We start from the raw sequence: 24103 nt of genomic DNA on the forward strand, positions 1-24103 counted from the left end.
GGGAGGGCCCGTGACGGCGACCACGCGCATCGGCACGACGACGGATTCCGCCACCTACACCGGTGAGGAACTGCCGCAGATCGCCGAGCCCCAGAAGCTCGCCCCGCAGGACGCACGCGGGCTGACCGGCCAGTTCCTCGACCGGCTCGCCGTGCTCGAGGAAGGCACACCCGAATACCAGTACGCCCGCAACACGCTCATCGAGATGAACATGTCTCTGGTGCGCTTCGCGGCCCGCCGATTCCGCACCAGCGGCCAGTCGATGGAAGACATCGTCCAGGTCGGCGTCATCGGCCTGATCAAGGCCATCGACCGGTTCGAGGTCTCCCGCGAGGTCCAGTTCACCAGCTTCGCGGTGCCGTACATCATCGGCGAGATCAAGCGGTTCTTCCGCGACACCTCCTGGGCCGTGCACGTGCCGCGCCGCCTCCAGGAAGCCCGCACCGAACTCGCCAAGGCCACCGAGGAACTCGCCTCCCGCCTCGGCCGCGCACCGAAGGTGGCCGAACTCGCGGCCCTGATGAACCTGACGGAGGAAGAGGTCGTCGAGGCCCAGATCGCCGCCAACGGCTACCTGTCCTCCTCCCTCGACGCCACGGTCACCGGCGACCCCGACGAGAGCGACACGACGCTCTCGCAGTTCATCGGCGAGGAGGACCCGGCCCTCGAACTCGTCGAGAACTTCCACGCCCTGGCCCCCCTGGTCGCCGAACTCGACGAACGCCAGCGCCTCATCCTCCACCTGCGCTTCGTGGAGGAACTGACCCAGGCGGAGATCGGCGCCCGGCTCGGCATCTCCCAGATGCACGTGTCCCGGCTGATCTCCCGCACAGTGGCCCGGCTGCGGTCGGGGATGCTCGCCACCGGCTGACCCCGCCCCCGCAACGACAAAAGCCCCGGCCCGGAGACGATCCGGACCGGGGCTTCCGCGTAGGCCCTGTGGGACTCGAACCCACAACCAATGCACCGACAACTGTGGCCTGGCCGACCAAGTACCCGCCAAGAGTCACTACGCGGGCGCGACCACGTACGAAGCGGACATCAGTAACCACGGGACGTGCACCGCCCGGGACGGCAAGAGCACGTGGGACGCCGGTGACCTGGCCGCCGGGACCGTCGCCTCGACCTGCGCGCACACATGGCCCAACCCGGTCGGCAAGAACGACCTCCGGGAAGCGGACGTGAGGTTCAACATCGCGGACTTCGACTTCACGAGGAATCCGACGAGCACCTGCAACGGCCTGTACCACGATGTTCTCAACACGGGCACGCACGAGGCCGGTCATGTCTTCGGTCTGGGCCACGTGGGTTCCGGGCATTCGAATCTCACGATGTTCACCAAGGCGGACCGCTGCGAAGTGAAGAAGAGGACACTCGGTAAGGGCGACGTCATGGGGCTTCGCAGCATCTACCAGGGAGACTCCATGAGCTGGGTCGGACGACAGGCGATCGCGGCGGGACTGGCAGCCCTGGCGTTCACCGCGGTCGGGTGCGGATCAGGAGGCTCGGAAGGTGCCGACGCGAACGGCGAGAGTGTGTGCGCGAGCGACGTCCTCTACGAAGGCCGCACGTACATAAAGCTCTCGGACGTCGAGGTCGAGGTCGGACAGAAGGTCGGCACCGCCACGAGTCCGCCGTGCCGTGACACCAATGACCAAGCCGCCGACGTGCCGGAGTCCTCGGAGAACGCCTACGCGGTGAACGGCGTTTCGCCGGACGTGGTCATAGCGATCGGGTCCTCTCCTGAACAGGCGGAGCCCTTCAGGGTCCTCCGCTCCGACAAGAAGATTCCGCCCGAGGTACAGGAGTTGATCGACGGATCGTGAGCCGAGGCGTGGAAAAGTGCTTCGCCCGGCCCGAGCCTCCCTGTTGCGGTCCCGCCATGAAGCGGGCCAACCCGTCACTCACGACGACGCCGGACCACGTTCCGGCGAGCTGATCCAGGAGCTGACGCGAACCCCGGGGCGAGTGCCCCGGGGTTCTGTGCTGTCCGGCGGCTCTCGCCCTCTCACCGAGAGGAACCGCCATGTCCGACCACCGCCGCCTCGGCCGAGAGCTCGACCTGTTCGACACCGACCCCCTGATGGGCGCGGAGCTGCCGTACTGGCTCCCGGACGGGGCCGTCGTACGGCACACCCTGGAGCAGTACGTCCGTGCGGCCGAGCGGGCCGCCGGATACCGGCATGTGCACTCGCCCGTGCTCGGCAAAACGACGCCCACATCTTCTGCACCCTGGAGCAGGCCGTCGAGGAGGCCCGCGCCACCCTCGACCTGATCCACCGTGCCTACGCCGACCTCGGCATCCGGGCCGCCCGGTACCGGCTGTCGCTGCCCGGGGAGGGCAACACATACGTGGCGGATCCGGACCTGTGAAGGCGGGCCACCGCGCTGCTGGAGGAGGTGCTGGACGGGGTGGAGTACGAGGCCGAACAGGGTGAGGCCGTCTCAGCTCCTCCCGCCACCTCTGTTCCTGGGCACCGCGCTCGCCGGGCAGACAGCCGTCACGGGCACATCCGCTCACGCATCGCTCACGCACGGGCCCGAAAACGCCACAGCGCCCGACCCGACCGAAGTCGACTCAGGCGCTGCGCTGCAGGTCAGAGGGGGTATCCCTCACCCGCCACCGGTAGGCCCTGTGGGACTCGAACCCACAACCAATGGATTAAAAGTCCACTGCTCTGCCAATTGAGCTAAGGGCCCAGGCGATGTCGCCCCCACGAGCATAGCCGGACGACGCCGCGTCTCCGATCGGGTATCGGTCTCCCGGCCCTGCCGGACGGACGAACAGGGCCGATGAGCGCCCCGGATCAACCGGTTCGGGCGTGTCCGCGCACGCCCGCCCGAACGACAGAGCGCCGTGGCCCGCCCGTTGGGACGAAACCACGGCGCTCCTCATGCGCTGATGTCAGCCGTTGCGCTTCCAGCGCGGCTTGTCCTCGCGGCGCTGGAACGAGCCACCACCCCGGTGCTCGTCACGACGGCCGGAAGGACGGTCGTGCCCGGAGGTGCGGAAACCGGGACGGTCACCCTGACGGTCACGGTTGAAGGGGCGGTCACTGCCACGGTGCCCACCGCGCTCGTCCCGACGCTCGAAGGGGCGGCCCGGACGGTCGTCCCGGCGGAAGCCACCACCGCGGCTGTCATCCCGACGCTCGAACGAACGCCCACCACGGTCGTCACGACGCTCGAAGGAACGCCCACCACCACGGTTGTCATCACGACGGTCGTCCCGGCGGAAACCGCCACCACGACTGTCATCCCGACGCTCGAACGAACGCCCACCACGGTCGTCACGACGCTCGAAGGAACGCCCACCACCACGGTTGTCATCACGACGATCGTCCCGGCGGAAACCGCCACCACGACTGTCATCCCGACGCTCGAACGAACGCCCACCACGGTCGTCACGACGCTCGAAGGAACGCCCACCACCACGGTTGTCATCACGACGATCGTCCCGGCGGAAACCGCCACCACGACTGTCATCCCGACGCTCGAACGAACGCCCACCACGGTCGTCACGATCCACCCGGTCGACGTCCTGCGCCGCCGGCTGCTCGGGCACGGACACCTCGGCCGCCGCAGCCACCACCGCCGCCTGCGCCTCGGCCACCGCGGCCTCCGGGTCCTCACCCTGCTCCCGGGCGACCCGGGCGACCAGACGGTCGGCCTCCTCGCGCAGCTCGCTCGCACGCCGCTGCGCCCGCTCCAGCTCCTTGGCGAGCTGAGCGACCTCACGCTCGGCCTGCTGCGCGGCATTGCCCACCGACTCGGCCTGAACCTCGGTCATCGAACGGGCACCGGTGATCTCCGCGACCTCCGGGTCGAACGCACCGGCACCCTGGATGATGTGCCGCGAAGCGTCGACGCCCGCATCCTCCATCAGCCGGAAGATCTGACGCCGCTGATGCGGCAGCGACAGGGACACGACCGTGCCCGTACGCCCGGCACGCGCGGTACGGCCCGCCCGGTGCAGATAGTCCTTGTGGTCACCGGCCGGGTCCACGTTCAGGACCAGGTCGATACCGTCCACGTGAATACCGCGCGCGGCGACATCCGTCGCGACGAGCGCGTTGACGTAGCCCTTCTTGAAATCCTCCAGCACACGGGTCCGCGCGCCCTGCGTCATACCGCCGTGCAACGCGTCGGCCTTCACACCGGAATCGCACAGCTGCTCGGCGATACGGTCGGCGCCCAGCTGGGTGCGGACGAAGATGATCGTGCGGCCCTTGCGGGAGGCGATCGCGGCAGTGACCGGCGCCTTGTCCTTGGGCTTCACGATGAGGATGTGGTGCGACATGGTCGTCACGTTGCCCTGCGCGCTGTCGACCTCGTGCGTGACCGGGTCGGTCAGGTAGCGCTTGACCAGCGTGGAGATCTCGTTCTCCATCGTGGCCGAGAACAGCATGCGCTGGCCACCGGCCGGAACCTGGTCGAGCAGCTCGGTGACCTCGGGCAGGAAGCCCAGGTCCGACATCTGGTCCGCCTCGTCCAGAACGGCGATCTGCACGTTCTCCAGCGAGCAGGCACCACGGTTGATGATGTCCCGCAGCCGGCCCGGAGTGGCGACCAGCACGTCGACACCACGCTCCAGCGCATAGATCTGGTTGCCCATCGACGTACCGCCGCAGACGACCTTCATCTTCAGGCCCAGGACGTCGCCGTAGGGCTGCAACGCGTCGGCGACCTGCATGGCCAGCTCACGCGTCGGCGTCAGGATGACAGCACGCGGCTTGTGCTTCTCCGTACGGCCACCGGCCAGCGTGGCCAGAGTCGGCAGACCGAACGACAGGGTCTTGCCGGAGCCCGTGCGGCCACGGCCGAGGATGTCCTTGCCGGCCAGGGCGTCCGGGATGGTCGCGGCCTGAATCGGGAAGGGGGTGGTCACACCGTTCTGCGCAAGCTTGCGCACAACACCTTCAGGAAGACCGAGGTCCGCGAACGTGGCCTCGGGGGCGTCCTCGACTGCCTCGTTCTCGGGCACGACGACGTGATCAGTACTGGCGATGGACATGCGAATGCGAAACCTTCCGGAGTCTCAAGTCGGCACGCGCCCGTCAACTCCGTGATTCGCGATTCGCAATACGACCGCCTCAATGCGGTCCACCACGGCAAGGGAGAGTACGCGCCACACGGCGCGCTCTGCAGTGGCGCCGGGCAAGATGGGATCAAACGATCTGCCACCATACGCACTCCGGGCCCTGTAAGGCAAACCGGACCGCGCAGGAGACAGCGGGCCACCATCCGTCGACCGAACGGTCACCCGAAAGCTCCAACCACCCCCCAGCCGAAAATGTTCCCACCCCGGCCCACAGACCTCCCGCCCCCGCCTCACGCCGGCAACCCCGCCTCCGGCGCCGGCTCCCGCTGCGCCAACTGCGGCCCCGGCGGCTCATGCGCCGACGACGACGGCTCCGGCGTCGGCTCCAGCGAAACCGTCGGCTCCGGCGGCGTCGGCGTGGGCTCCGGCTCGACCGTCCGCGTGGGCGTCGGCGGCACCGGCGGCCTCGGCGTGGGCCGCGACGGCCTCCCCGGCCCGTCACGCCCCGGCACGGACGCACTCACACCGGCGCTCGCCGACACCTCGGGGGACGCCGGCCCCCGCACCCCGCCCCCCTTGCCCTTCCCGCCCTTCTCGCCCTTGCCACGCCCCCGCTCGCCCTCGACCCCCGCCGCGCCGAACCCACCACCACCCGAAACCGCCGGCCCACCGTCGGGCGGGCCACCACCCCGCCGACCGGCGGAATGCGACGGCTTGACGCTCCCGCCCGCATCGTCGTCGCCCACACTCATACAACCGGCGGCAGCAGCGACCGCCACGACCGTGACGGCCAGTCGGACGGGTACGTACAAGGGGCGCACGGGGCCACCTCCGGAAGGGGCGATGGAGTCAACACCTCCAACTCCCCCCACCCACAAGAGGACACGCGCCCCGCATCCACAACCCGGTCAGCCGTAACCCAGAGCGTGAAGACGCGCATCGTCGATGCCGAAATGATGCGCGATCTCATGCACCACCGTGATCTCCGTCTCCGCGACGACGTCCTCCCTCGACTCACACATCCGCAACGTCGGATTCCGGTAGATCGTGATCCGATCCGGCAGCACACCGGCGTACCACTCACCCCGATCAGTCAACGGAGTCCCCTCGTACAGCCCGAGCAACTCGGGATCATCCGCCGGCGGCTCGTCCTCGACGAACACCGCGACGTTGTCCATCAACCGCATCAACTCCGGCGGAATCCGGTCCAGCGCCTCGGCGACCAGCTCCTCGAACTCCTCACGCGTCATCTCCAGCACACGCCCATTGTCGGCCACCACCCCGCCACACGAGAGCCCTCCGGCCCCGCATATCCACCCGCACACTTGGGCATACGCGACCAATGGCCCGCGTCCCCGCCGCAGTCCGGAGCGTCCTGAAACCGATCCTCAAGGGCCCGCGCGCCCTCACCCACCACTACCGCTCACACCAGGCACCCGCCACCATCGAACTCGTGGCACAGCCACACCCCTGGACCCGCGCAGCAGGACTCGTGACCGTCGTCCTCCTCGGCGCCTGGCTGGGACTCCTGGTCGTCGGCAACGTCCGCGTCCCAGTCGGCCCCATGAACACCACCATGACCCTGCGCCCCTCCTTCACCGGCGGCACCAAGATCAACATCTCACCCCTCGGCGCCCTCCAGCTGGACAGTCACATCGCCCCCGTCCGCCTCGACGTCAACGTCGACCAGCTCGACCCCGACCGCTCCCAAGCCCTCGTCGACCACCCCGAACGCCTCTCCGGCCTCCAGAACGAGGTCACCGAGGACGTCGGCCACGGCACCCGCGACCTCGCCCTCCGCTCCAGCGTCGCCGTCGTCGCCGGAGCCACCGCCCTCGGCCTCGCCGTCTACCGCCGCCCCCGCCGCGCCCTCGCCGCCGGCGGCCTCGCCCTCACCCTCCTCGCCGCCTCGGGCGCCACCGCCTACGCCACCTGGCGCCCCGACTCCGTCCTGGAACCCAAGTTCTCCGGACTGCTCACCTCCGCCCCCTCCCTGGTCGGCAACGCCCGCAACATCGTCACCGAATTCGACGTCTACCAGAAGGAACTGGCCCGCCTGGTCACCAACGTGACCAAGCTCTACGACGCCACCTCGACACTCCCCGCCTACGCGCCCGACCCCTCCACCATCCGCGTCCTGCACGTCTCCGACATCCACCTCAACCCGGCAAGCTGGAAGATCATCGCCTCCCTCGTGAAGCAGTACAAAGTCGACGTCATCGTCGACTCCGGCGACACCATGGACCACGGCACAGCCGCCGAAAACGGCTTCCTGGACCCCATCGAAGACCTCGGCGCCCCCTACGTCTGGGTCCGCGGCAACCACGACTCGATGACCACCCAGCGCTACATGCAGAAACTGAAAAACGTCCACGTCCTGGACGACGCCAAGGCCAAGACGATCAAAGGCCTGCGCTTCGCAGGCATCGGCGACCCCCAGTTCACCCCCGACCGCTCCCAGCAGACAGGCGCCGAACAGTCCCAGGAACTCGCCGGCGCCCGCCTGGCCACAGCCCTGCGCGACCAGAGCACAGCCGGCACCCCGGTCGACATCGCCATCGCCCACGAACCCTCCGCCGCCCGCGAGGTCGACGGCGAAGTCCCCCTGGTCCTGGCAGGCCACCTCCACCACGACGAGATGGAGGTCCTGCCCTACGGCACCCGCCTCCGCATCGAAGGCTCCACGGGCGGCAGCGGCCTGCGCGCCATCGAGGGCAAACACCCCGACCCCATCGAGGCGTCGATCCTCTACTTCGACCGGGACACCCGCCATCTCCAGGCCTGGGACGAGATCGAACTGGGCGGCCTCGGCCTCACCACAGCCGAGGTCAGCCGCCACCTCCCCAAGGAGAACCAGCCCGGCGCGAGCCAGTCCCCCAGCACCCCACCGGAGAGCACTCCACCGGCCTCCCCGTAAACCGTTTTGGCGATAGCTCCCGCCATCCCATATGCTTCTCACGTCCCCGACGCGCTGAGAAGCGCCCAGGCGGGCCGATAGCCCTCATCGTCTAGCGGCCTAGGACGCCGCCCTTTCAAGGCGGTAGCACGGGTTCGAATCCCGTTGGGGGCACGCACCACCCTGTGCGACACTGTCGTACGAAGCTTGGTCCTGTGGAGCAGTTTGGAGTGCTCGCCACCCTGTCAAGGTGGAGGCCGCGGGTTCAAATCCCGTCAGGACCGCTGAGGTTTCACGTGAAACCTCGTGGCTGGGTAGCTCAGTTGGTACGAGCGATCGCCTGAAAAGCGATAGGTCGCCGGTTCGACCCCGGCCCCAGCCACAGTCAAGGCCCCGATCCTCGGATCGGGGCCTTGTTGCATGCCTCGTGGATCACACCCTGGTACGAGCGTCCGCGTCCGCTGCCGGAGAGGTGAAACCCTCCGGCTCGCAGCTCGCCCCGCCGATGGCTTCGGCGGAAGCGGCGCATCCAGCCCCTACGCGATCAGCGTGAGGGCAGGGACCTGTGACTCGGCCCCGCAGACCCAGGTCCACCAGCCGCGGCCGGCGATGACGTGGGACGCGTTCAGGTCCGCGTGCTCAACGAAGCCGCAGTTCCTGCACGAGAACACGGCCTGTGCCGGCCGGTTCTTGTTGTCGATGTGATGGCAGCGCGAGCACTCCTGGCTGGTGTAGGCCGGATGGACGTGCACCACCGGCACTCCGGCCCGGCGCGCCTTGTACGCGATGAAGGCGCCGAGCTGGGCGAAGGCCCAGGAGTGGATCGTGACGCGTTGGGGCTTTTTCAGCCGTGCCCGTTCGCGGATGCCGCCCAGGTTTTCCAGGGCGATGCCGCGGCCGGTGCGTTGGGCCTCCGTCACGATGTGCTTGCTGATCTTGTGGTTGATGTCGCGGGTTCTGCGGGCTTCCTTTCCCGCGCGGCGTTTGGCTCGTCGTGTGGCGGACCGGGTGTGTTTTCTTGCGAGGTTGTCGCGGTTGCGGCGGTCGTGCTGTCTGCTGCGGTTGAGGCGTCGGCCGCTGTGCCGGTGGCCGGTCGAGGTGGTGGCGATGTTGGTGATGCCGAGGTCGACGCCGATGAATCCGCGTGGGTCCGGGGTGGTGGGGGGTTCCGGGATGTCGATTGTGGCCAGGAGGTACCAGTGGCCGTTCTGGCTGATGAGGTCGGATTCGCCTTGGCGGTGGCGGGCGAGGAGACGGAGTTGCGTTTCCTCGCCCGTGAAGGGGAGGCGTTTCATGCGTCCGGCCACGGTCCAGATGGAGACGGTGCGTTGTGGCATCTGCCAGGACAGCATGCGGTCGTCGTAGGGCTGGGCGCCGTCGGGCCGGAAGGTGAGGGGTTTTTCGGTGGCTCTGCGGAAGCGTGTGGAGCCGGGTCTGCCGAGGTTTCCGGCTTTGAGGTTGCCGGCGAGGGCTGTGTAGGCGTCGCTGGTCTTTTTGATGACGTGCTGGGCGGCTTGGGCGCCGAGGGACCATCGGGTCTTGAGGTGGGTGTAGGTCAGGGCGCGTAGTGCGCGGTTGTGTGTGATGCCGGTGGTGAAGGCCGTGTGGGAGACGTGGTCGGCTGCCGCGTTGCAGGTGTGGAGGGTTGCCTGTAGTGCCGATGCCTGTTCGGGGGTGGGCAGGAGTTTGACGCGGATCACGAGCTTCACGTGCAGGAATGTAGGGCGGGGTCGGTGTTGGGTTCAGGTGATCGAGCTCCGATCACTCGATCGAATGACTGCTCGGTCGTGCGCTCGGAGATCCTCTTCGTGCTTGGTCGAAATCCGTTCGCCTCTGTTTTGCCGGGGATGAGATCCTGGATCGCGTATGTCTACGCACCCTGCCCCCGCCCTCGGCGCCCTCGCCCCCCGCCTGACCGAGCTGTCCCTGCGCGACGCGCACCGGCTCGGGCGCAGGCTCGAAGGTGCGCGCAAGATCCGTAAGCCGGAGGCGCGGGCCGCCGTGCTCGCCGAGATCGAGGCGGAGGTGGGCCGGGCCGAGGAGCGGATGGCCGGGCGGCGTGCCCTCGTGCCGGAGGTCAGGTATCCCGAGCAGCTGCCGGTCAGCCAGAAGAAGGACGACATCGCGGCGGCGATTCGTGACCATCAGGTCGTGATCGTCGCCGGTGAGACCGGTTCCGGCAAGACGACGCAGATTCCCAAGATCTGTCTGGAGCTCGGTCGCGGTGTGCGTGGCATGATCGGGCATACGCAGCCTCGTAGGATCGCCGCGCGTACGGTGGCCGAGCGTGTCGCCGAGGAGCTGGACACGCCGCTCGGCGGGGCTGTCGGCTGGAAGGTCCGTTTCACGGACCAGGTCGATCCGGACGCCACGTTCGTCAAGCTGATGACGGACGGCATTCTGCTCGCGGAGATCCAGACCGATCGGGAGCTGCGGGCGTACGACACGATCATCATCGACGAGGCCCACGAGCGGTCTTTGAACATCGACTTCCTGTTGGGTTATCTCGCTCAGTTGTTGCCGAAGCGGCCTGACCTCAAGGTCGTCATCACCTCGGCGACGATCGATCCCGAGCGCTTCTCGCGGCATTTCGGTGATGCCCCGATCATCGAGGTCAGTGGCCGTACGTATCCGGTGGAGGTCCGTTACCGGCCGCTTCTGGAGGAGGACGGCGAGGACGCCGACCGGGACCAGATCACCGCGATCACCGATGCCGTGGAGGAGCTTCAGGGGGAGGGGAAGGGGGACATCCTGGTCTTCCTCTCGGGTGAGCGGGAGATCAGGGACACGGCGGACGCGCTCGCCAAGAAGAACTATCGGTTCACGGAGATCCTGCCGCTGTATGCCCGGCTGTCGCATGCGGAGCAGCATCGTGTCTTCCAGCCGCACACGGGTCGCAGGATCGTTCTGGCCACGAATGTGGCGGAGACGTCGCTGACGGTTCCGGGCATCAAGTACGTGATTGATCCGGGTTTCGCCCGGATCTCCCGTTACAGTCACCGCACGAAGGTGCAGCGGCTGCCCATCGAGCCGGTCTCGCAGGCCAGTGCCAATCAGCGCAAGGGCCGTTGTGGCCGTACGTCGGACGGTATCTGTATCCGTCTGTACAGCGAGGACGACTTCAATGCCCGTCCGGAGTTCACGGATGCGGAGATCCTCCGGACGAATCTCGCCTCGGTGATTTTGCAGATGACGGCGGCGGGCCTGGGTGACATCGAGAGGTTTCCCTTCATCGATCCGCCGGACCATCGCAACATCCGTGACGGTGTTCAGCTGCTCCAGGAGCTGAACGCTCTCGATCCGGTGCAGAAGGATCCGCGTAAGCGGCTCACGGACACCGGTCGCAAGTTGGCTCAGTTGCCCGTCGACCCGCGGTTGGCGCGGATGGTGCTGGAGGCGGACAAGAACGGCTGTGCGCGTGAGGTCATGGTGATAGCCGCCGCGCTGTCCATTCAGGATCCGCGTGAGCGCCCGGCCGACAAGCAGACGCAGGCTGATCAGCAGCATGCCCGGTTCAGGGATGAGACCAGTGATTTCCTGGCCTATCTGAACCTGTGGCGTTACATCCGTGAGCAGCAGAGGGAGCGGGGTTCGTCGTCCTTCCGCCGGATGTGCAAGCAGGAGTATCTGAATTTCCTTCGCATCCGCGAATGGCAGGATATTTATACGCAGTTGCGTACGGTCGCGAAGCAGATGGGCATTCATCTCAACGAGGACGACGCCCCGGCCGACCGGATCCATCTGTCGCTGCTGGCGGGTCTGCTGTCGCACATCGGCATGAAGGATGTGAAGGAGGGCGCGAAGAACGAGTACCTGGGGGCGCGCAGCGCGAAGTTCGCGGTCTTCCCCGGTTCGGCGCTCTTCAAGAAGCCGCCGCGTTTCGTGATGTCCGCCGAGTTGGTCGAGACCTCCCGTCTGTGGGCGCGCGTCAACGCCAGGATCGAGCCCGAGTGGGTCGAGCCGCTCGCCGCGCACCTGGTCAAGCGGACCTACAGCGAGCCGCACTGGGAGAAGGACCAGGCGGCGGTGATGGCGTACGAGAAGGTGACGCTGTACGGCGTGCCGATCGTGGCGCAGCGGAAGGTCAATTACGGGCGGATCGATCCGGAGATCAGCCGTGAGCTGTTCATCCGGAACGCGCTGGTGGAGGGTGACTGGCGCACGCACCACAAGTTCTTCTCGGACAACCGGCGTCTTCTGACGGAGGTCGAGGAGCTGGAGCACCGGGCCCGGCGCCGGGACATCCTGGTCGATGACGAGACGCTGTTCGACTTCTACGACCAGCGGATCCCCGAGCATGTCGTCTCTGGGGCGCATTTCGACTCCTGGTGGAAGCACAAGCGGCACGAGCGGCCCGACTTCCTCGATTTCGAGCGCGAGATGCTCATCAACGAGAAGGCGGGTGAGGTCACCAAGGCCGACTATCCGGACTCGTGGCGGCAGGGGGACTTGAAGTTCCGGGTGACGTACCAGTTCGAGCCGGGTGCGGATGCCGATGGTGTGACGGTGCACATCCCGTTGCAGGTGCTCAACCAGGTGACGGACGAGGGCTTCGACTGGCAGATCCCGGGTCTCAGGGAGGAGCTGGTCACGGAGCTGATCCGGTCCCTGCCCAAGCCGATCCGCCGGAACTACGTCCCGGCGCCGAACTTCGCGAGGGCGTTCCTGGACAGGGCCGTTCCGCTTCAGGAGCCTTTGACCACGACGATGGCCCGCGAGTTGCGGCTCATGGTGGGTGTGCCTTTCGAGGCGGACGATTTCGATCTGTCCAAGGTCCCCGACCATCTGAAGGTGACTTTCCGGATCGTTGACGAGCGGCGTCGCAAGCTGGCGGAGGACAAGGATCTGGAGGCGCTGAAGCTGAGGCTGCGCCCGAAGGCCCGCAAGGCCCTCTCGCAGGCGGCCGCGGCGACGGCCGAACGCTCCGGGGGCGAGTCCCTGGAGCGTTCGGGCCTGACCGACTGGACGATCGGCGCTCTCACTCGTGTCTTCGAGACCCGCCGGGCCGGTCAGCCGGTGAAGGCGTATCCGGCGCTGGTCGACGACGGTGACACGGTGTCCGTGCGGCTGTTCGACACGGAGGCGGAGCAGGCGCTGGCCATGTGGAAGGGCACGCGGCGGCTGATTCTGCGCAACATCCCGGTGAATCCGGCGAAGTTCGCCTCGCAGAAGCTGACGAACGCGCAGAAGCTGGCGCTGTCCGCGAATCCGCACGGTTCGATCCAGGGTCTGTTCGACGACTGTGCGATGGCCGCCGCCGACAAGCTGATCGGGGACTTCGGGGGGCCGGCGTGGGACGAGGAGTCGTACCGGAAGCTGTATGACAGGGTGCGCGCCGAGATCGTCGACACGACCGTGCGTACGGTGGGGCAGGTGCAGCAGGTGCTGGCCGCTTGGCAGGCGTGTGAGCGGCGTCTGAAGGCTGTGCGCAGCCCCGCGCTGCTGCCGAACCTGCAGGATGTGCGGGGGCAGCTGGACGCCCTCGTGAAGCCGGGTTTCGTGACGGAGGCGGGGGTGCGGCGTCTGCCGGACCTGATGCGCTATCTGGTGGCGGCCGACCGGCGTCTGCAGCAGATGCCGGCGAACGTCCAGCGGGACACCACGCGGATGCAGAAGGTCCACGAGATGCAGGACGAGTACGCCTGGTTGCTGGAGCAGATGCCGCAGGGCCGGCCGGTGCCGTCGTCGGTCCTGGACATCCGCTGGATGATCGAGGAACTTCGGGTCAGCTATTTCGCTCATGCGCTGGGCACGGCGTACCCGGTCTCCGACAAGCGGATCGTGAAGGCGATCGACGCGGCGGCTCCGTGACGGCGCGGGCGCGGGGGGTGAGTTCGCGTCCGGGGGTCACCCTCCTGTAGAGTCTCTTCTCGCAGCGCAACGCACGAATGGCGCCGCGAAACCTGGTCCTGTGGAGCAGTTTGGAGTGCTCGCCACCCTGTCAAGGTGGAGGCCGCGGGTTCAAATCCCGTCAGGACCGCGTGACAAGAGCCCGGATCTTCGGATCCGGGCTCTTTCGTGTGCCCTGGGCTTGGTCTCCGCCCTCTGGGCGGCTGCACGCCGTCTTGACGCCTCCTCATCGCGTCGGTACCCCAGAATCAGGGCCGTTCCCTGTGCGGCCTTCCGGAGGTGGCGTATGGCGGCAGCGGTCAGGCACGAGACGCGGGCTCTGCTGCGCGCGCACCTGTCGGCCGCGTCGTCGTACCGGCATCTCACGCGGCACTGCCCGATCTGCCACCGTCTGCTGCGGCTGGCGATGGAGGGCGCGCCGCGTGCCGCTCAGGTCCCGGCTCCGGCGGGGCAGGACGAGAGTCCGGCTCCCGCATGATCGACGTGCTGTCCCAACACCCGCTGGGGCAGGGGTTGCTGGAGCCGGAGGCTTCTCTACCGCACCTGCGGCAGGGCTAACAAGCCGCTTGGTATGTGACGGGTGTCACCGCATGAGTTTTGGAAAGTGCGGTACTTACGTCCCACCTACAAAGGGTCAATTTAATATGTGCAATTGCACCCTGACCGGGGCGTCCCGCGCAGGGGATTCGACACCCCTCCCCAGGCTCCTACAAGGCCGCTCACAGCAGCATCGGCGGACCGACCGGGGGCGCACAAAAAAGATCGCGCTGGACCCGGCGGAGTCCAGCGCGATCGACGACGCACCCTGCTATATGCCTGGAAAGCTCTGAGTGGCTTGGGCGTGGGGCCTGTTGGGGCAGGTCCCGCGTCGTGTGGAGCTGTGGTTCCGGACGTCGCGGCCAGTTGGGGGAACCAGCTGGTTTGCCCGGTTATTCAGTTGTTCAGGCCTCGCTGCGCTGCTGCGGGATGCCCGCGAGCAGAGCGCGGACCTCGGCCTCGCGGTAGCGCCGATGCCCGCCGAGCGTGCGGATCGACGTGAGCTTGCCGGCCTTCGCCCACCGCGTGACCGTCTTGGGGTCGACGCGGAACATCGTGGCGACCTCAGCCGGGGTCAGCAGCGGCTCGGCATCAGGGGTGCGAGCGGTCATGAGCGGCCTCCTCGGGAGAACCGAACCTTCTCGGTTCTTTCCTCTAAATTCTGCACCTTGACCCGCGTTGCCCGAAATGGCGGACGCGAGTCGAGTCGGTTATAGGACGAACGGCTTGTCCTCGGCACTACAACTACACCATCTGTCCAGCCGCGTCGGCCAAACCGATGGAATTGCCCCTCCAGGTGTTCATCAGCGACGGAAGCCGATGGACCATGCCATAGCGGACAGTCACACCGCTGTGACGATCAGTCACAGGGTGATCAGGAAGGCATCAGACCCCCCAAAGCGTGCAATGCTGAGATTCCACCCATAGTGCAGCACCACGGGACGGAAGGAGCCCTCCCCGGACTCCTTGTCCTATTTTGGCATGAGGAGGGGCAAGGGACGCAAGAGCCTCGTACGTGTAGTCCGTCACGCTTGGCCTACTTGAGAGGTCTGCCCGGATCGGTCCCTACGTCCCTTGGTGACGAAGCCTCAGAAGACGCACAGCCCGCTTCAGGACCTCGGTGCGAGGACGAAACCCCAAATCGGGCGGTTCGTCAAACGTCAGTTCGTTACCGACGGCGAGCGGTCCACGGACCACAGGGTCAGGGGTCAGTTGGCCGACCGCAGATTCCGTACGGAACGCCAGCGCTCCACGAGCCGGGCGTAGGCCTCCCCCGCGGCGGTCCCGTCGCCCCGGCGCAGCGCGGCGATACCCTCGGCCACGTCCGCGGCGGAGTGGTCGTGCTCCAGCGCCCCGGCCGGCACGGCGTGCACCAGGCCGCCGTAGTCCAGCTCCACCAGCGAGCGCGGGTGGAACTCCTCCAGCCAGCGTCCGACGTCCATCAGCCCGTCGATCAGCGGCCCCTCGTCCATGGCCTCCCGCAGGGCGCGCAGGCCCCGGGCCACCCGCCGCCGGGCCTGCACCATGGGGGTGCGGTAGCGCAGCACGGGCGGGCTGTCGACCGAGGCGCCCTTGTCGTACTCGCGCTCCTCGTCGGAGACCAGCACGAACCAGTTGATCGGCACCTGCCAGGTGGCTGTACGGATCCACGGCCGGGCGTCCGGGTTGATCGACAGCCAGCGCTCGTAGTCCTGAGTCGCCTGGCGCCGCAGGACGGGCGGCAGGACCGCGTCCATGACCGGCGGCGGGAGCTCCTCGGCGAGCTCGTCCAGGGCGAGCCAGCCGCGCAGCCGGGTGCGCCAGGGGCAGACGCAGACGACGCCGTCGACCTCCAGCACGAAGGCGTCCTCGCTCTCGTGCACCGGCACCGGGACCGGCGGGGTGGGTGCCAAGTCGGCCAGGGCCCGGCGCAATTCGTCCTGGTAGGAGGGGCGGTCCGTACGGCGGGCGTAGCGGGCCCACTGGCTGCGCTCCGGCTCGGGGAAGGCGGCCAGCGGTTCGTACACGCGCAGGTAGGTCGCGTAGGGGACGATCAGCGAGGTCACCTTGGGCACGCCTGCTCCCTCCCCCGCGCACCGCCGCGAAAACCTGCGGAACCCACTCACGATCGCGCGGGAAATCTATGCAAATCGTCGCACGGGTGTACTCCGGTCGGAGGTGATCCTGTGCACTGTGCGGTCAGCGGGCCCACCAGGCTCTAATCTCGTGCCCAACAGCCTCCGCCACCCGCACGGGAGCTGGTCTCCGCCCGCCGCAACTACACAGGAGTCACCACAGTGACCGACGTAACCGGCGCACCTGCTGATGTACTGCACACCCTGTTCCACTCGGACCAGGGCGGACATGAGCAAGTCGTGCTCTGCCAGGACCGCGCGAGCGGCCTCAAGGCCGTCATCGCCCTCCACTCCACCGCCCTGGGCCCCGCGCTCGGCGGTACGCGCTTCTACCCGTACGCGAACGAGGCCGAAGCCGTCGCCGACGCGCTGAACCTCGCCCGCGGGATGTCGTACAAGAACGCCATGGCCGGTCTCGACCACGGCGGCGGCAAGGCCGTGATCATCGGCGACCCGGAGCGTGTCAAGACCGAGGAGCTGCTCCTCGCCTACGGCCGTTTCGTCGCCTCGCTCGGCGGCCGGTACGTCACCGCCTGCGATGTCGGCACGTACGTCGCCGACATGGACGTCGTGGCGCGCGAGTGCCGCTGGACGACCGGTCGCTCCCCCGAGAACGGCGGCGCGGGGGACTCCTCGGTCCTCACCGCCTACGGGGTCTACCAGGGCATGCGAGCCTCCGCGCAGCATCTGTGGGGCGACCCCTCGCTGCGCGGGAAGCGGGTCGGCATCGCCGGTGTCGGCAAGGTCGGCCACCACCTGGTGGAGCACCTGCGGGCGGAGGGCGCCGAGGTCGTCATCACCGACGTGCGCGAGGACGCCGTGGGGCGGATCCTCGCGGCCCACCCGACGGGCGTGACGGCCGTCGCCGACACCGCCACGCTGATCCGCGCCGAGGGCCTCGACATCTACGCCCCGTGCGCACTCGGCGGGGCCCTGAACGACGACACCGTGCCCGCGCTCACCGCCAAGGTGGTCTGCGGCGCCGCCAACAACCAGCTCGCCCACCCGGGCGTGGAGAAGGACCTCGCCGACCGCGGGATCCTCTACGCGCCGGACTACGTGGTGAACGCCGGCGGTGTCATCCAGGTCGCCGACGAGCTGCACGGCTTCGATTTCGACCGGTGCAAGACGAAGGCGTCGAAGATCTTCGACACCATGCTGGCCATATTCGCACGTGCGAAGGAGGACGGCATTCCGCCGGCCGCCGCGGCCGACCGGATCGCCGAACAGCGGATGCACGACGCGGCCCGGGCCCGCCGGGTGCGCTGACCCCGGTCCGGTGCGGGATCGATCTCGGGTCTCTCGCACGTTTGGCCGGTACCCGCCGGTGGGCAGTTAGAGAGAACTCTCACTTCTACCGGCGGGTCGACCGCCGATAAGTGGTTAAAATCGCGGTTGACCAGCGAGGACGGGGCGCCTCGAAGGTCCTGGGCGCGGGCACGTCATGCGGGCGACGTACCGTATGGGCGCGGGCTCAGGTACCGTGGAAGCCCTACGGACCGGTCTCTCCGCGGAGAGTCCGTGCCGGACCATGAACGCGTGTCAAGACTCTGGGGCCGTCGAGCCCCGTCGTTGAGGGGGTCGAGCCATGGGGCGCGGCCGGGCCAAGGCCAAGCAGACGAAGGTCGCCCGCCAGCTGAAGTACAACAGCGGTGGGACTGACCTCTCACGCCTGGCCGAGGAGCTGGGTGCATCGCCTTCGAATCCGCAGCCGCCTAACGGCGAGCCGTTCGAAGACGATGAGGACGACGACCTGTACGCACGGTACGCCGACCTCTACGAGGACGACGACGACGAGGACAGCCAGTCCTCGCAGCATCGTCGCGGCGCTTGACCTTGCACTGAGCACGTACCCGGTCGGTGACTTCGGTCACCGACCGGGTTCTGTGCTGCCCGCAGGGTCACGAACTCCGTGCCTCAGCTCGCGTAGTCACCGATCAGGGCGGCACCAGTGGTGTGCTCGCCCCGGTTCGTCATCTCTCCGGCCACCCAGGCGTCCACGCCCCGGTCGGCGAGGGTCGTCAGGGCCACGTCCACGGACTCCTGCGGCACGATCGCGATCATGCCGACGCCCATGTTCAGCGTCTTCTCGAGCTCCAGGCGCTCGACACCGCCCGTACGGCCGACGAGGTCGAAGATCGGGGCCGGCGCCCACGTGGAGCGGTCCACGACCGCGTGCAGGTCGTCCGGGACGACTCGGGCGAGGTTGGCCGCGAGTCCGCCGCCGGTGACGTGGCTGAAGGCGTGCACCTCGGTGGTGCGCATCAGGGCCAGGCAGTCCAGCGAGTAGATCTTCGTGGGCTCCAGCAGCTCCTCGCCGAGGGTGCGGCCGAGTTCCTCGATGTGCGCGTCCAGGGCCAGGCCGGCCTGATTCAGCAGGACGTGCCGGACGAGGGAGTACCCGTTCGAGTGGAGACCGGAGGACGCCATGGCGATCACCGCGTCACCCGTCCGGATGCGATCCGCGCCGAGCAGCCGGTCGGCCTCCACGACGCCCGTACCCGCGCCGGCGACGTCGAAGTCGTCCTCGCCCAGCAGGCCCGGGTGCTCGGCCGTCTCGCCCCCTACCAGGGCGCAGCCGGCCAGCACACAGCCCTCGGCGATGCCCTTGACGATGGCGGCGACCCGCTCCGGGTGGACCTTGCCGACGCAGATGTAGTCGGTCATGAACAGGGGCTCGGCGCCGCACACCACGATGTCGTCCATCACCATGGCGACCAGGTCGTGGCCGATGGTGTCGTAGACGCCCAGGCGGCGGGCGATGTCGACCTTGGTGCCGACACCGTCGGTGGCGGAGGCGAGCAGAGGCCGCTCGTAGTTCTTCAGGGCGGAGGCGTCGAAGAGGCCGGCGAAGCCGCCGAGGCCGCCGAGGACCTCGGGGCGCTGGGCCTTCTTCACCCACTCCTTCATCAGTTCGACGGCGCGGTCGCCCGCTTCGATGTCGACGCCCGCGGCTGCGTAGCTGGCGCCGCCCTCGGCATGGGGTTTCTCGGACATGGCTAAAGAGAACCTTCGTGTCGTACGGCAGGTGTTACGGCCGTCTACGGGCGGCGGATCGCGTCGGCTGCGGCCGTGGCGGCCGGGCCGGCGGCCAGCTCCGTCTCCAGCAGCTGCTTGCCGAGCAGCTCGGGATCGGGGAGCTCCATCGGGTACTCGCCGTCGAAGCAGGCACGGCACAGGTTCGGCTTGGCGATGGTGGTCGCCTCGATCATGCCGTCGATGGAGATGTAGGCCAGGGAGTCGGCGCCCAGGGAGGTGCCGATCTCGTCGATCGTCATGCCGTTGGCGATGAGCTCGGCGCGGGTGGCGAAGTCGATGCCGAAGAAGCAGGGCCACTTCACGGGCGGCGAGGAGATCCGGATGTGGACCTCGGCGGCGCCCGCCTCGCGGAGCATGCGGACCAGGGCCCGCTGGGTGTTGCCGCGCACGATCGAGTCGTCGACGACGACCAGTCGCTTGCCCTTGATGACTTCCTTCAGCGGGTTCAGCTTCAGGCGGATGCCCAGCTGGCGGATGGTCTGCGAGGGCTGGATGAACGTCCGGCCGACGTACGCGTTCTTGACGAGGCCGGCGCCGAACGGGATGCCGGAGGCCTCCGCGTAGCCGATCGCCGCGGGCGTGCCGGACTCCGGGGTCGCTATGACCAGGTCGGCCTCGACCGGGGCCTCCTTCGCCAGCTTGCGGCCCATCTCCACGCGGGAGAGGTACACGTTCCGGCCGGCGATGTCGGTGTCCGGGCGGGCCAGGTACACGTACTCGAAGACACAGCCCTTGGGCTTCGCGTCCGCGAATCGGGAGGTGCGCAGGCCGTTCTCGTCGATGGCGACGAACTCGCCCGGCTCGATCTCGCGGACGTAGCTGGCGCCGCAGATGTCGAGGGCGGCGGACTCGGAGGCGACGACCCAGCCGCGCTCCAGGCGGCCGAGGACCAGCGGGCGGATGCCCTGCGGGTCGCGGGCCGCGTACAGGGTGTGCTCGTCCATGAAGACGAGGGAGAAGGCGCCCCGGACCTGCGGGAGGACGGTGTGAGCGGCCTCCTCGATGGTCAGCGGCTTGCCGTCCTCGTCGACCTGGGCCGCGAGGAGCGCGGTGAGCAGGTCGGTGTCGTTGGTCGCCGCGACGCGCGGGGTGCGGCCGCCTTCCTGCTTGGGCAGGTCGGCCACCATCTCGGCGAGCTGGGCGGTGTTGACGAGGTTGCCGTTGTGGCCGAGCGCGATGGATCCGTGCCCGGTGGCACGGAACGTCGGCTGGGCGTTCTCCCAGACGGAGGCACCGGTGGTCGAGTAGCGGGCGTGTCCGACCGCGATGTGACCCTGGAGCGAACCGAGGGAGGTTTCGTCGAAGACCTGGGAAACCAGGCCCATGTCCTTGAAGACGAGGATCTGTGAGCCGTTGCTGACCGCGATTCCCGCGGATTCCTGGCCTCGATGCTGGAGGGCGTAGAGCCCGAAGTACGTGAGCTTGGCGACCTCTTCGCCCGGAGCCCAGACACCGAAGACGCCGCAAGCGTCCTGGGGGCCCTTCTCACCGGGGAGCAGGTCGTGGTTGAGTCGTCCGTCACCACGTGGCACACCACCGAGTGTAGGCGAGGTCGACCACTGGTCCGAATTGGGGATACCGGACTTTCCGGTCCATCACCGCTCGGCGACCGCCTGCACACGCGTACCGTTTTCGCTGGTCAGCGTGAGGGTTTGGTGATCCACTCGGTACTTGGGCTTCCCGTCGAAAAGCCCCAGCAGGGTCTTCTCGTCGGCCATGAGTGAGTCTTCGCACACCATTCGGGTCGTGGCAGGGGGGCCGAGGGTGATATGGCCGTCGCGGACCGTGGCCTTGGCGTTCACCTTGTTGCAGCCGAGGCTGCCGGAGACGGTGCCCTTCTGCTCGTCGAAGGTGAGGTGGGCCCGGCCGTCCGCCCTCGGGATCGTGAAGGTCCACTCGGTGCCGGCCAGCGGGGCGTCCTTCGCCTCGGTCAGGCGGACGGTGTCGCCCCGGGCGGTGGTGAGGGTGAGGCGGTCGCCGTCCACCTTCGCCTTCAGCTCCTGGCCGGAGAGGGCGCGTGCGAGACGCGTCTCGAAGGCCATGGGCTTGTTCTCGCAGGCCATCCGGGTGGACCTGGTCTTGCCCAGCCGGACGCGGTCGCCGTCGACCGTGGCCTCGGCGCTGAAGTCGTTGCAGCCGAGGCTGCCCTCCGCCCGGCCCTTGTCGATGGTCACATGGGCCCCGGTGGGAGCCTTCTGTGTCTTGCCGTCCGTAGTGACGTTGTCCACGCTCCACCGCACACCGGTGAGCGGCTTCCCGGCACCGACCGAGCCGCTGCCGCCGTCCGCCTTCTCAACTCCACAGGCCGCCGTGAGCGGGACGAGCATGGCGGCGGCCGTCAGGGTCATGCGCTGCTTCTGCCTGTCCATGCCACTTCGACGGGCGACCCGGGGGGATCGGTTCCCCTTATTTCATCAGGGGCAGGTAGACCGACAGATCCGCGCGTTCCCCGCTCGCGCGGACCTCGGCGTCCCCCAGTGCCTGTGCCCAGGCCAGCCGGCCGGTTGCCAGCCGGATCCAGGTCAGCGGGTCCGTCTCGACGACGTTGGGCGGGGTCCCCCGGGTGTGCCTCGGCCCCTCCACGCACTGCACGACGGCGTAGGGCGGCACTCTCACCTCCGTCGACCCGCCCGGTGCCTTCACGGCGAGCGCATCGGCCAGCAGCCGGGTGCAGGCGGCCAGGGCCTGCCGGTCGTAGGGGACGTCCAAGCCGGGGACGGCGGCGTTGAGGTCGTCGGTGTGGGTGACGAGTTCGACGGTGCGGGTGACCAGGTAATCGGCGAGCGGCAGGGCGCCGGCGCCGGTGGCGAGCAGCCGGGTGCCGGGATGCGCGGCGAGGTCGGCGGTGAAGCGCTCCTCGGCGGCGGCGAGGTAGGCATCCGGGTCGGGGTGACGTTCGGCCAGTTCACGGGCGTACGCGGCGATGTCCGGCGCCTCGGCGGCGATCGCGAAGGGCCAGTCGAGCAGCGTGCACTCCTGCCGGGCCGGCTCCGGCAGACCCACCAGGCGGGAGACGGCCCGCAGGGTCATCCCGAAGTGCGCCACGAGCTCCCGGACCGTCCAGTCGCCCAGCCGGGTGGGCAGGGCGAGCTGCTCGGCCGTGAGCCCGGCGACAGCGGTCCGCACGTGCCCGAACTGGGCGAGCACGGCTGTGCGGATCTTGGCGGGGTCGTAGCTGCGGGGGCGTTTCCTGGCCGGGGGCATGGGGTCAGCCTAGGGCGGGCGCCGCGGCGGGCGCGTCGAAGGTCTCGCCGTTGCGGGGGACGCCGATCCCGCGCCAGGTGAAGGGGACGCCACGGGCGGCGTCGGGGTCCGGGGCGTCCATCAGCTGGAAGTGCAGGTGGGGTTCGGAGGAGTTGCCGGAGTTGCCGCAGCGGGCGATCGGCTGCCCGGCGCGGACGCGGTCGCCCTCGCGGACGGTGACGGTGCCGCGCCGGAGGTGGGCGTAGGCGGCGTAGGTACCGTCGCCGAGGTCGAGGACGACGTGGTTGCCGAGGATGCGCCGGGTGCCGCACAGCTCGCGCACCGAGCCCTCGATCAGCGCGAGGTACAGCAGCCCCGGCAGGGACGTGCGGCTGAGGTGGTCGCGCTGCCGGTCCTCCGCCCGTACGACGGTGGCGTCGGCGACCGCGAGGATCGGGGCCCCGAAGGCCGGGAAGTCGCGGGGGCGGCGGGCGAGCGGCCACAGCCGGCGGAAGGCGGGGCGGGCACCGGGCGCTGGCTCGGCCACGACGTCGATGGCATACGTCTGGCCGTGGGCGTGGATGCCGTGGCTGGGGGTGCGGTCCGCCGGGCTGTTCAGTGCGGACCAGCGGCCGGTGACGGGCGGGACGACCTCGACGGGCTCGCGGGCCACCCGGGGACTGTCGGGGGCGCCGCCCCACCGGTTGGCGACGGTGACGACGGCGTACGCGAGCACCAGCGGCAGCAGGTCCCAGAGGACCGGATGGCTCCAGCCCAGGCTGACGTGGGCGATCACCAGGGCGATGAAGAGCAGCTGAAGAGCACGGAAAGCGGCCATGCCGAGCTTGCGTACGGACATCCTGTCCCCCTGTTCGTCTACGGACGGGCCGTCGCCAGCGCCACGAGCAGCGGGACGACCCGCCCCGGCGGCACCTCGTGGCGGCCCTGGCCGGTCGTGTGCAGCCAGCCCGTGGCGGTGAGCCGGCTCAGGTGGTGGTAGATCTGGCCGGTCGTGCCGACCTCGTCCAGCTCGGCGAGTTCGGCGGCGGTGCGCCGGCCACCGAGGACCTCGCGCAGCAGCCGGAGCCGGACCGGGTGGCCGAGCGCCGCGAACGACTCGGCGGCCGTCGTCCATGCGTCGTCCAGCAGGTTCTCCGTGAGGGCGGTCATCTGCCAGGCGTACTGCTCGCCCGTCGGCAGGCGGACGGAGCCTGTGTAGAGGACACCGCCGTCGGCCGCTCCCGCCTCGGTCAGTTGCTCCTTCAAGCCGTTCAGCGCCCAGAAGTCGCTCCCGTCGATGCGGGGGCCGGTGTCCTGGGCACCTTCCAGGGCCGCCAGGCGGCGTTCGAGGTCGGCGACGCGTTGTTCCAGTTCCACCCCTCCAAAAATACGGAAGTACGTAATTCCGTGCAAGAGCCGGTGTGCGCCGACCCGGTCCGGGCA

At 68.6% G+C, this 24103-nt stretch carries 18 protein-coding genes, 5 tRNA genes and 1 pseudogene; 12 read left to right on the plus strand and 12 right to left on the minus strand.

Going from position 1 to position 24103, the window contains the following annotated elements; translation table 11 throughout:
- Positions 1 to 10 precede the first annotated feature (10 nt).
- From ACIQHQ_RS16965 to ACIQHQ_RS16975, 3 genes and pseudogenes are all read left to right on the plus strand, one after another.
- Positions 11 to 871 (plus strand): RNA polymerase sigma factor SigF, encoded by an 861-nt coding sequence (locus ACIQHQ_RS16965; RefSeq protein WP_283974208.1) that lies wholly within the window; start codon positions 11 to 13, stop codon positions 869 to 871.
- Between the two features lie 460 nt (positions 872 to 1331).
- On the plus strand, positions 1332 to 1826 hold the full coding sequence (locus ACIQHQ_RS16970) for a DUF6281 family protein (protein WP_402612723.1): 495 nt from the start codon (positions 1332 to 1334) through the stop codon (positions 1824 to 1826).
- 200 nt (positions 1827 to 2026) lie between these two features.
- Positions 2027 to 2469 (plus strand): annotated as a pseudogene (locus ACIQHQ_RS16975) (hypothetical protein); the annotation flags it as partial.
- Positions 2470 to 2627: 158 nt separating this feature from the next.
- Here ACIQHQ_RS16975 and ACIQHQ_RS16980 read toward each other — a convergent pair.
- The 3 genes from ACIQHQ_RS16980 to ACIQHQ_RS16990 all read right to left on the minus strand — a co-directional run bounded on the left by ACIQHQ_RS16980 (position 2628) and on the right by ACIQHQ_RS16990 (position 6300).
- Positions 2628 to 2700: transfer RNA gene (locus ACIQHQ_RS16980), tRNA-Lys, on the minus strand.
- A gap of 205 nt (positions 2701 to 2905) precedes the next feature.
- Entirely contained in the window at positions 2906 to 5014 is a 2109-nt protein-coding gene (locus tag ACIQHQ_RS16985; protein WP_402612724.1) for a DEAD/DEAH box helicase, read from the minus strand.
- A 935-nt stretch (positions 5015 to 5949) separates the two neighbouring features.
- Complete coding sequence (locus ACIQHQ_RS16990; RefSeq protein WP_283974205.1) at positions 5950 to 6300, minus strand: metallopeptidase family protein; 351 nt, start codon at positions 6298 to 6300, stop codon at positions 5950 to 5952.
- An 83-nt stretch (positions 6301 to 6383) separates the two neighbouring features.
- Between ACIQHQ_RS16990 and ACIQHQ_RS16995 the strand changes: the two genes are divergently transcribed.
- The 4 genes from ACIQHQ_RS16995 to ACIQHQ_RS17010 all read left to right on the plus strand — a co-directional run bounded on the left by ACIQHQ_RS16995 (position 6384) and on the right by ACIQHQ_RS17010 (position 8319).
- Positions 6384 to 7958, plus strand: a complete 1575-nt coding sequence (locus ACIQHQ_RS16995; protein WP_402612725.1) for a metallophosphoesterase — start codon at positions 6384 to 6386, stop codon at positions 7956 to 7958.
- Between the two features lie 80 nt (positions 7959 to 8038).
- A tRNA-Glu gene (locus tag ACIQHQ_RS17000) sits at positions 8039 to 8111 on the plus strand.
- A gap of 35 nt (positions 8112 to 8146) precedes the next feature.
- Positions 8147 to 8221, plus strand: a tRNA-Asp gene (locus ACIQHQ_RS17005).
- Between the two features lie 24 nt (positions 8222 to 8245).
- Positions 8246 to 8319 (plus strand) — tRNA-Phe (locus ACIQHQ_RS17010).
- Between the two features lie 154 nt (positions 8320 to 8473).
- Here the strand turns inward: ACIQHQ_RS17010 and ACIQHQ_RS17015 are convergent.
- Complete coding sequence (locus ACIQHQ_RS17015) at positions 8474 to 9646, minus strand: RNA-guided endonuclease InsQ/TnpB family protein (protein WP_402612726.1); 1173 nt, start codon at positions 9644 to 9646, stop codon at positions 8474 to 8476.
- Between the two features lie 157 nt (positions 9647 to 9803).
- Between ACIQHQ_RS17015 and hrpA the strand changes: the two genes are divergently transcribed.
- The 3 genes from hrpA (at position 9804) to ACIQHQ_RS17030 (ending at position 14265) form a co-directional block, all read left to right on the plus strand.
- Positions 9804 to 13748, plus strand: coding sequence for an ATP-dependent RNA helicase HrpA (gene hrpA, locus ACIQHQ_RS17020; RefSeq protein WP_402612727.1), 3945 nt, complete (start codon positions 9804 to 9806; stop codon positions 13746 to 13748).
- A 94-nt stretch (positions 13749 to 13842) separates the two neighbouring features.
- Positions 13843 to 13917, plus strand: a tRNA-Asp gene (locus ACIQHQ_RS17025).
- Between the two features lie 156 nt (positions 13918 to 14073).
- Entirely contained in the window at positions 14074 to 14265 is a 192-nt protein-coding gene (locus tag ACIQHQ_RS17030) for a DUF6274 family protein (RefSeq protein ID WP_402612728.1), read from the plus strand.
- Positions 14266 to 14728: 463 nt separating this feature from the next.
- On the opposite strand, the gene bldC is transcribed toward ACIQHQ_RS17030, so the two are convergent.
- Both bldC and ACIQHQ_RS17040 read right to left on the minus strand, forming a co-directional pair.
- Positions 14729 to 14935, minus strand: coding sequence for a developmental transcriptional regulator BldC (gene bldC, locus ACIQHQ_RS17035; RefSeq protein WP_003949541.1), 207 nt, complete (start codon positions 14933 to 14935; stop codon positions 14729 to 14731).
- A 597-nt stretch (positions 14936 to 15532) separates the two neighbouring features.
- The gene (locus ACIQHQ_RS17040) at positions 15533 to 16378 is read right to left on the minus strand and encodes a hypothetical protein (protein ID WP_402612729.1); all 846 of its coding nucleotides are present in this window, start codon (positions 16376 to 16378) and stop codon (positions 15533 to 15535) included.
- A 222-nt stretch (positions 16379 to 16600) separates the two neighbouring features.
- Here ACIQHQ_RS17040 and ACIQHQ_RS17045 point away from each other — a divergent pair, with 222 nt between their 5' ends.
- Together ACIQHQ_RS17045 and ACIQHQ_RS17050 are read left to right on the plus strand one after the other, a co-directional pair.
- Positions 16601 to 17707 (plus strand): Leu/Phe/Val dehydrogenase, encoded by a 1107-nt coding sequence (locus ACIQHQ_RS17045; RefSeq protein WP_402612730.1) that lies wholly within the window; start codon positions 16601 to 16603, stop codon positions 17705 to 17707.
- Positions 17708 to 18026: 319 nt separating this feature from the next.
- Positions 18027 to 18272, plus strand: coding sequence for a DUF3073 domain-containing protein (locus ACIQHQ_RS17050; protein ID WP_366716256.1), 246 nt, complete (start codon positions 18027 to 18029; stop codon positions 18270 to 18272).
- Between the two features lie 83 nt (positions 18273 to 18355).
- Here the strand turns inward: ACIQHQ_RS17050 and purM are convergent, their stop codons facing one another.
- From purM to ACIQHQ_RS17080, 6 genes are all read right to left on the minus strand, one after another.
- The gene (gene purM, locus ACIQHQ_RS17055) at positions 18356 to 19435 is read right to left on the minus strand and encodes a phosphoribosylformylglycinamidine cyclo-ligase (protein WP_402612731.1); all 1080 of its coding nucleotides are present in this window, start codon (positions 19433 to 19435) and stop codon (positions 18356 to 18358) included.
- Between the two features lie 44 nt (positions 19436 to 19479).
- A complete protein-coding gene (purF, locus tag ACIQHQ_RS17060; RefSeq protein ID WP_402612732.1) occupies positions 19480 to 21009 on the minus strand; it encodes an amidophosphoribosyltransferase in 1530 nt (509 codons plus the stop codon).
- Positions 21010 to 21072: 63 nt separating this feature from the next.
- On the minus strand, positions 21073 to 21846 hold the full coding sequence (locus ACIQHQ_RS17065) for an META domain-containing protein (protein ID WP_402612733.1): 774 nt from the start codon (positions 21844 to 21846) through the stop codon (positions 21073 to 21075).
- A gap of 37 nt (positions 21847 to 21883) precedes the next feature.
- Positions 21884 to 22681, minus strand: coding sequence for a sterol carrier family protein (locus ACIQHQ_RS17070; RefSeq protein ID WP_402612734.1), 798 nt, complete (start codon positions 22679 to 22681; stop codon positions 21884 to 21886).
- Between the two features lie 4 nt (positions 22682 to 22685).
- Complete coding sequence (locus ACIQHQ_RS17075) at positions 22686 to 23519, minus strand: M23 family metallopeptidase (protein ID WP_402612735.1); 834 nt, start codon at positions 23517 to 23519, stop codon at positions 22686 to 22688.
- 17 nt (positions 23520 to 23536) lie between these two features.
- A complete protein-coding gene (locus ACIQHQ_RS17080) occupies positions 23537 to 24037 on the minus strand; it encodes an ArsR/SmtB family transcription factor (RefSeq protein ID WP_402612736.1) in 501 nt (166 codons plus the stop codon).
- Between the last annotated feature and the right edge of the window lie 66 nt (positions 24038 to 24103).

The organism is Streptomyces sp. NPDC092370 (assembly GCF_044755265.1).
Taxonomy (GTDB): domain Bacteria; phylum Actinomycetota; class Actinomycetes; order Streptomycetales; family Streptomycetaceae; genus Streptomyces.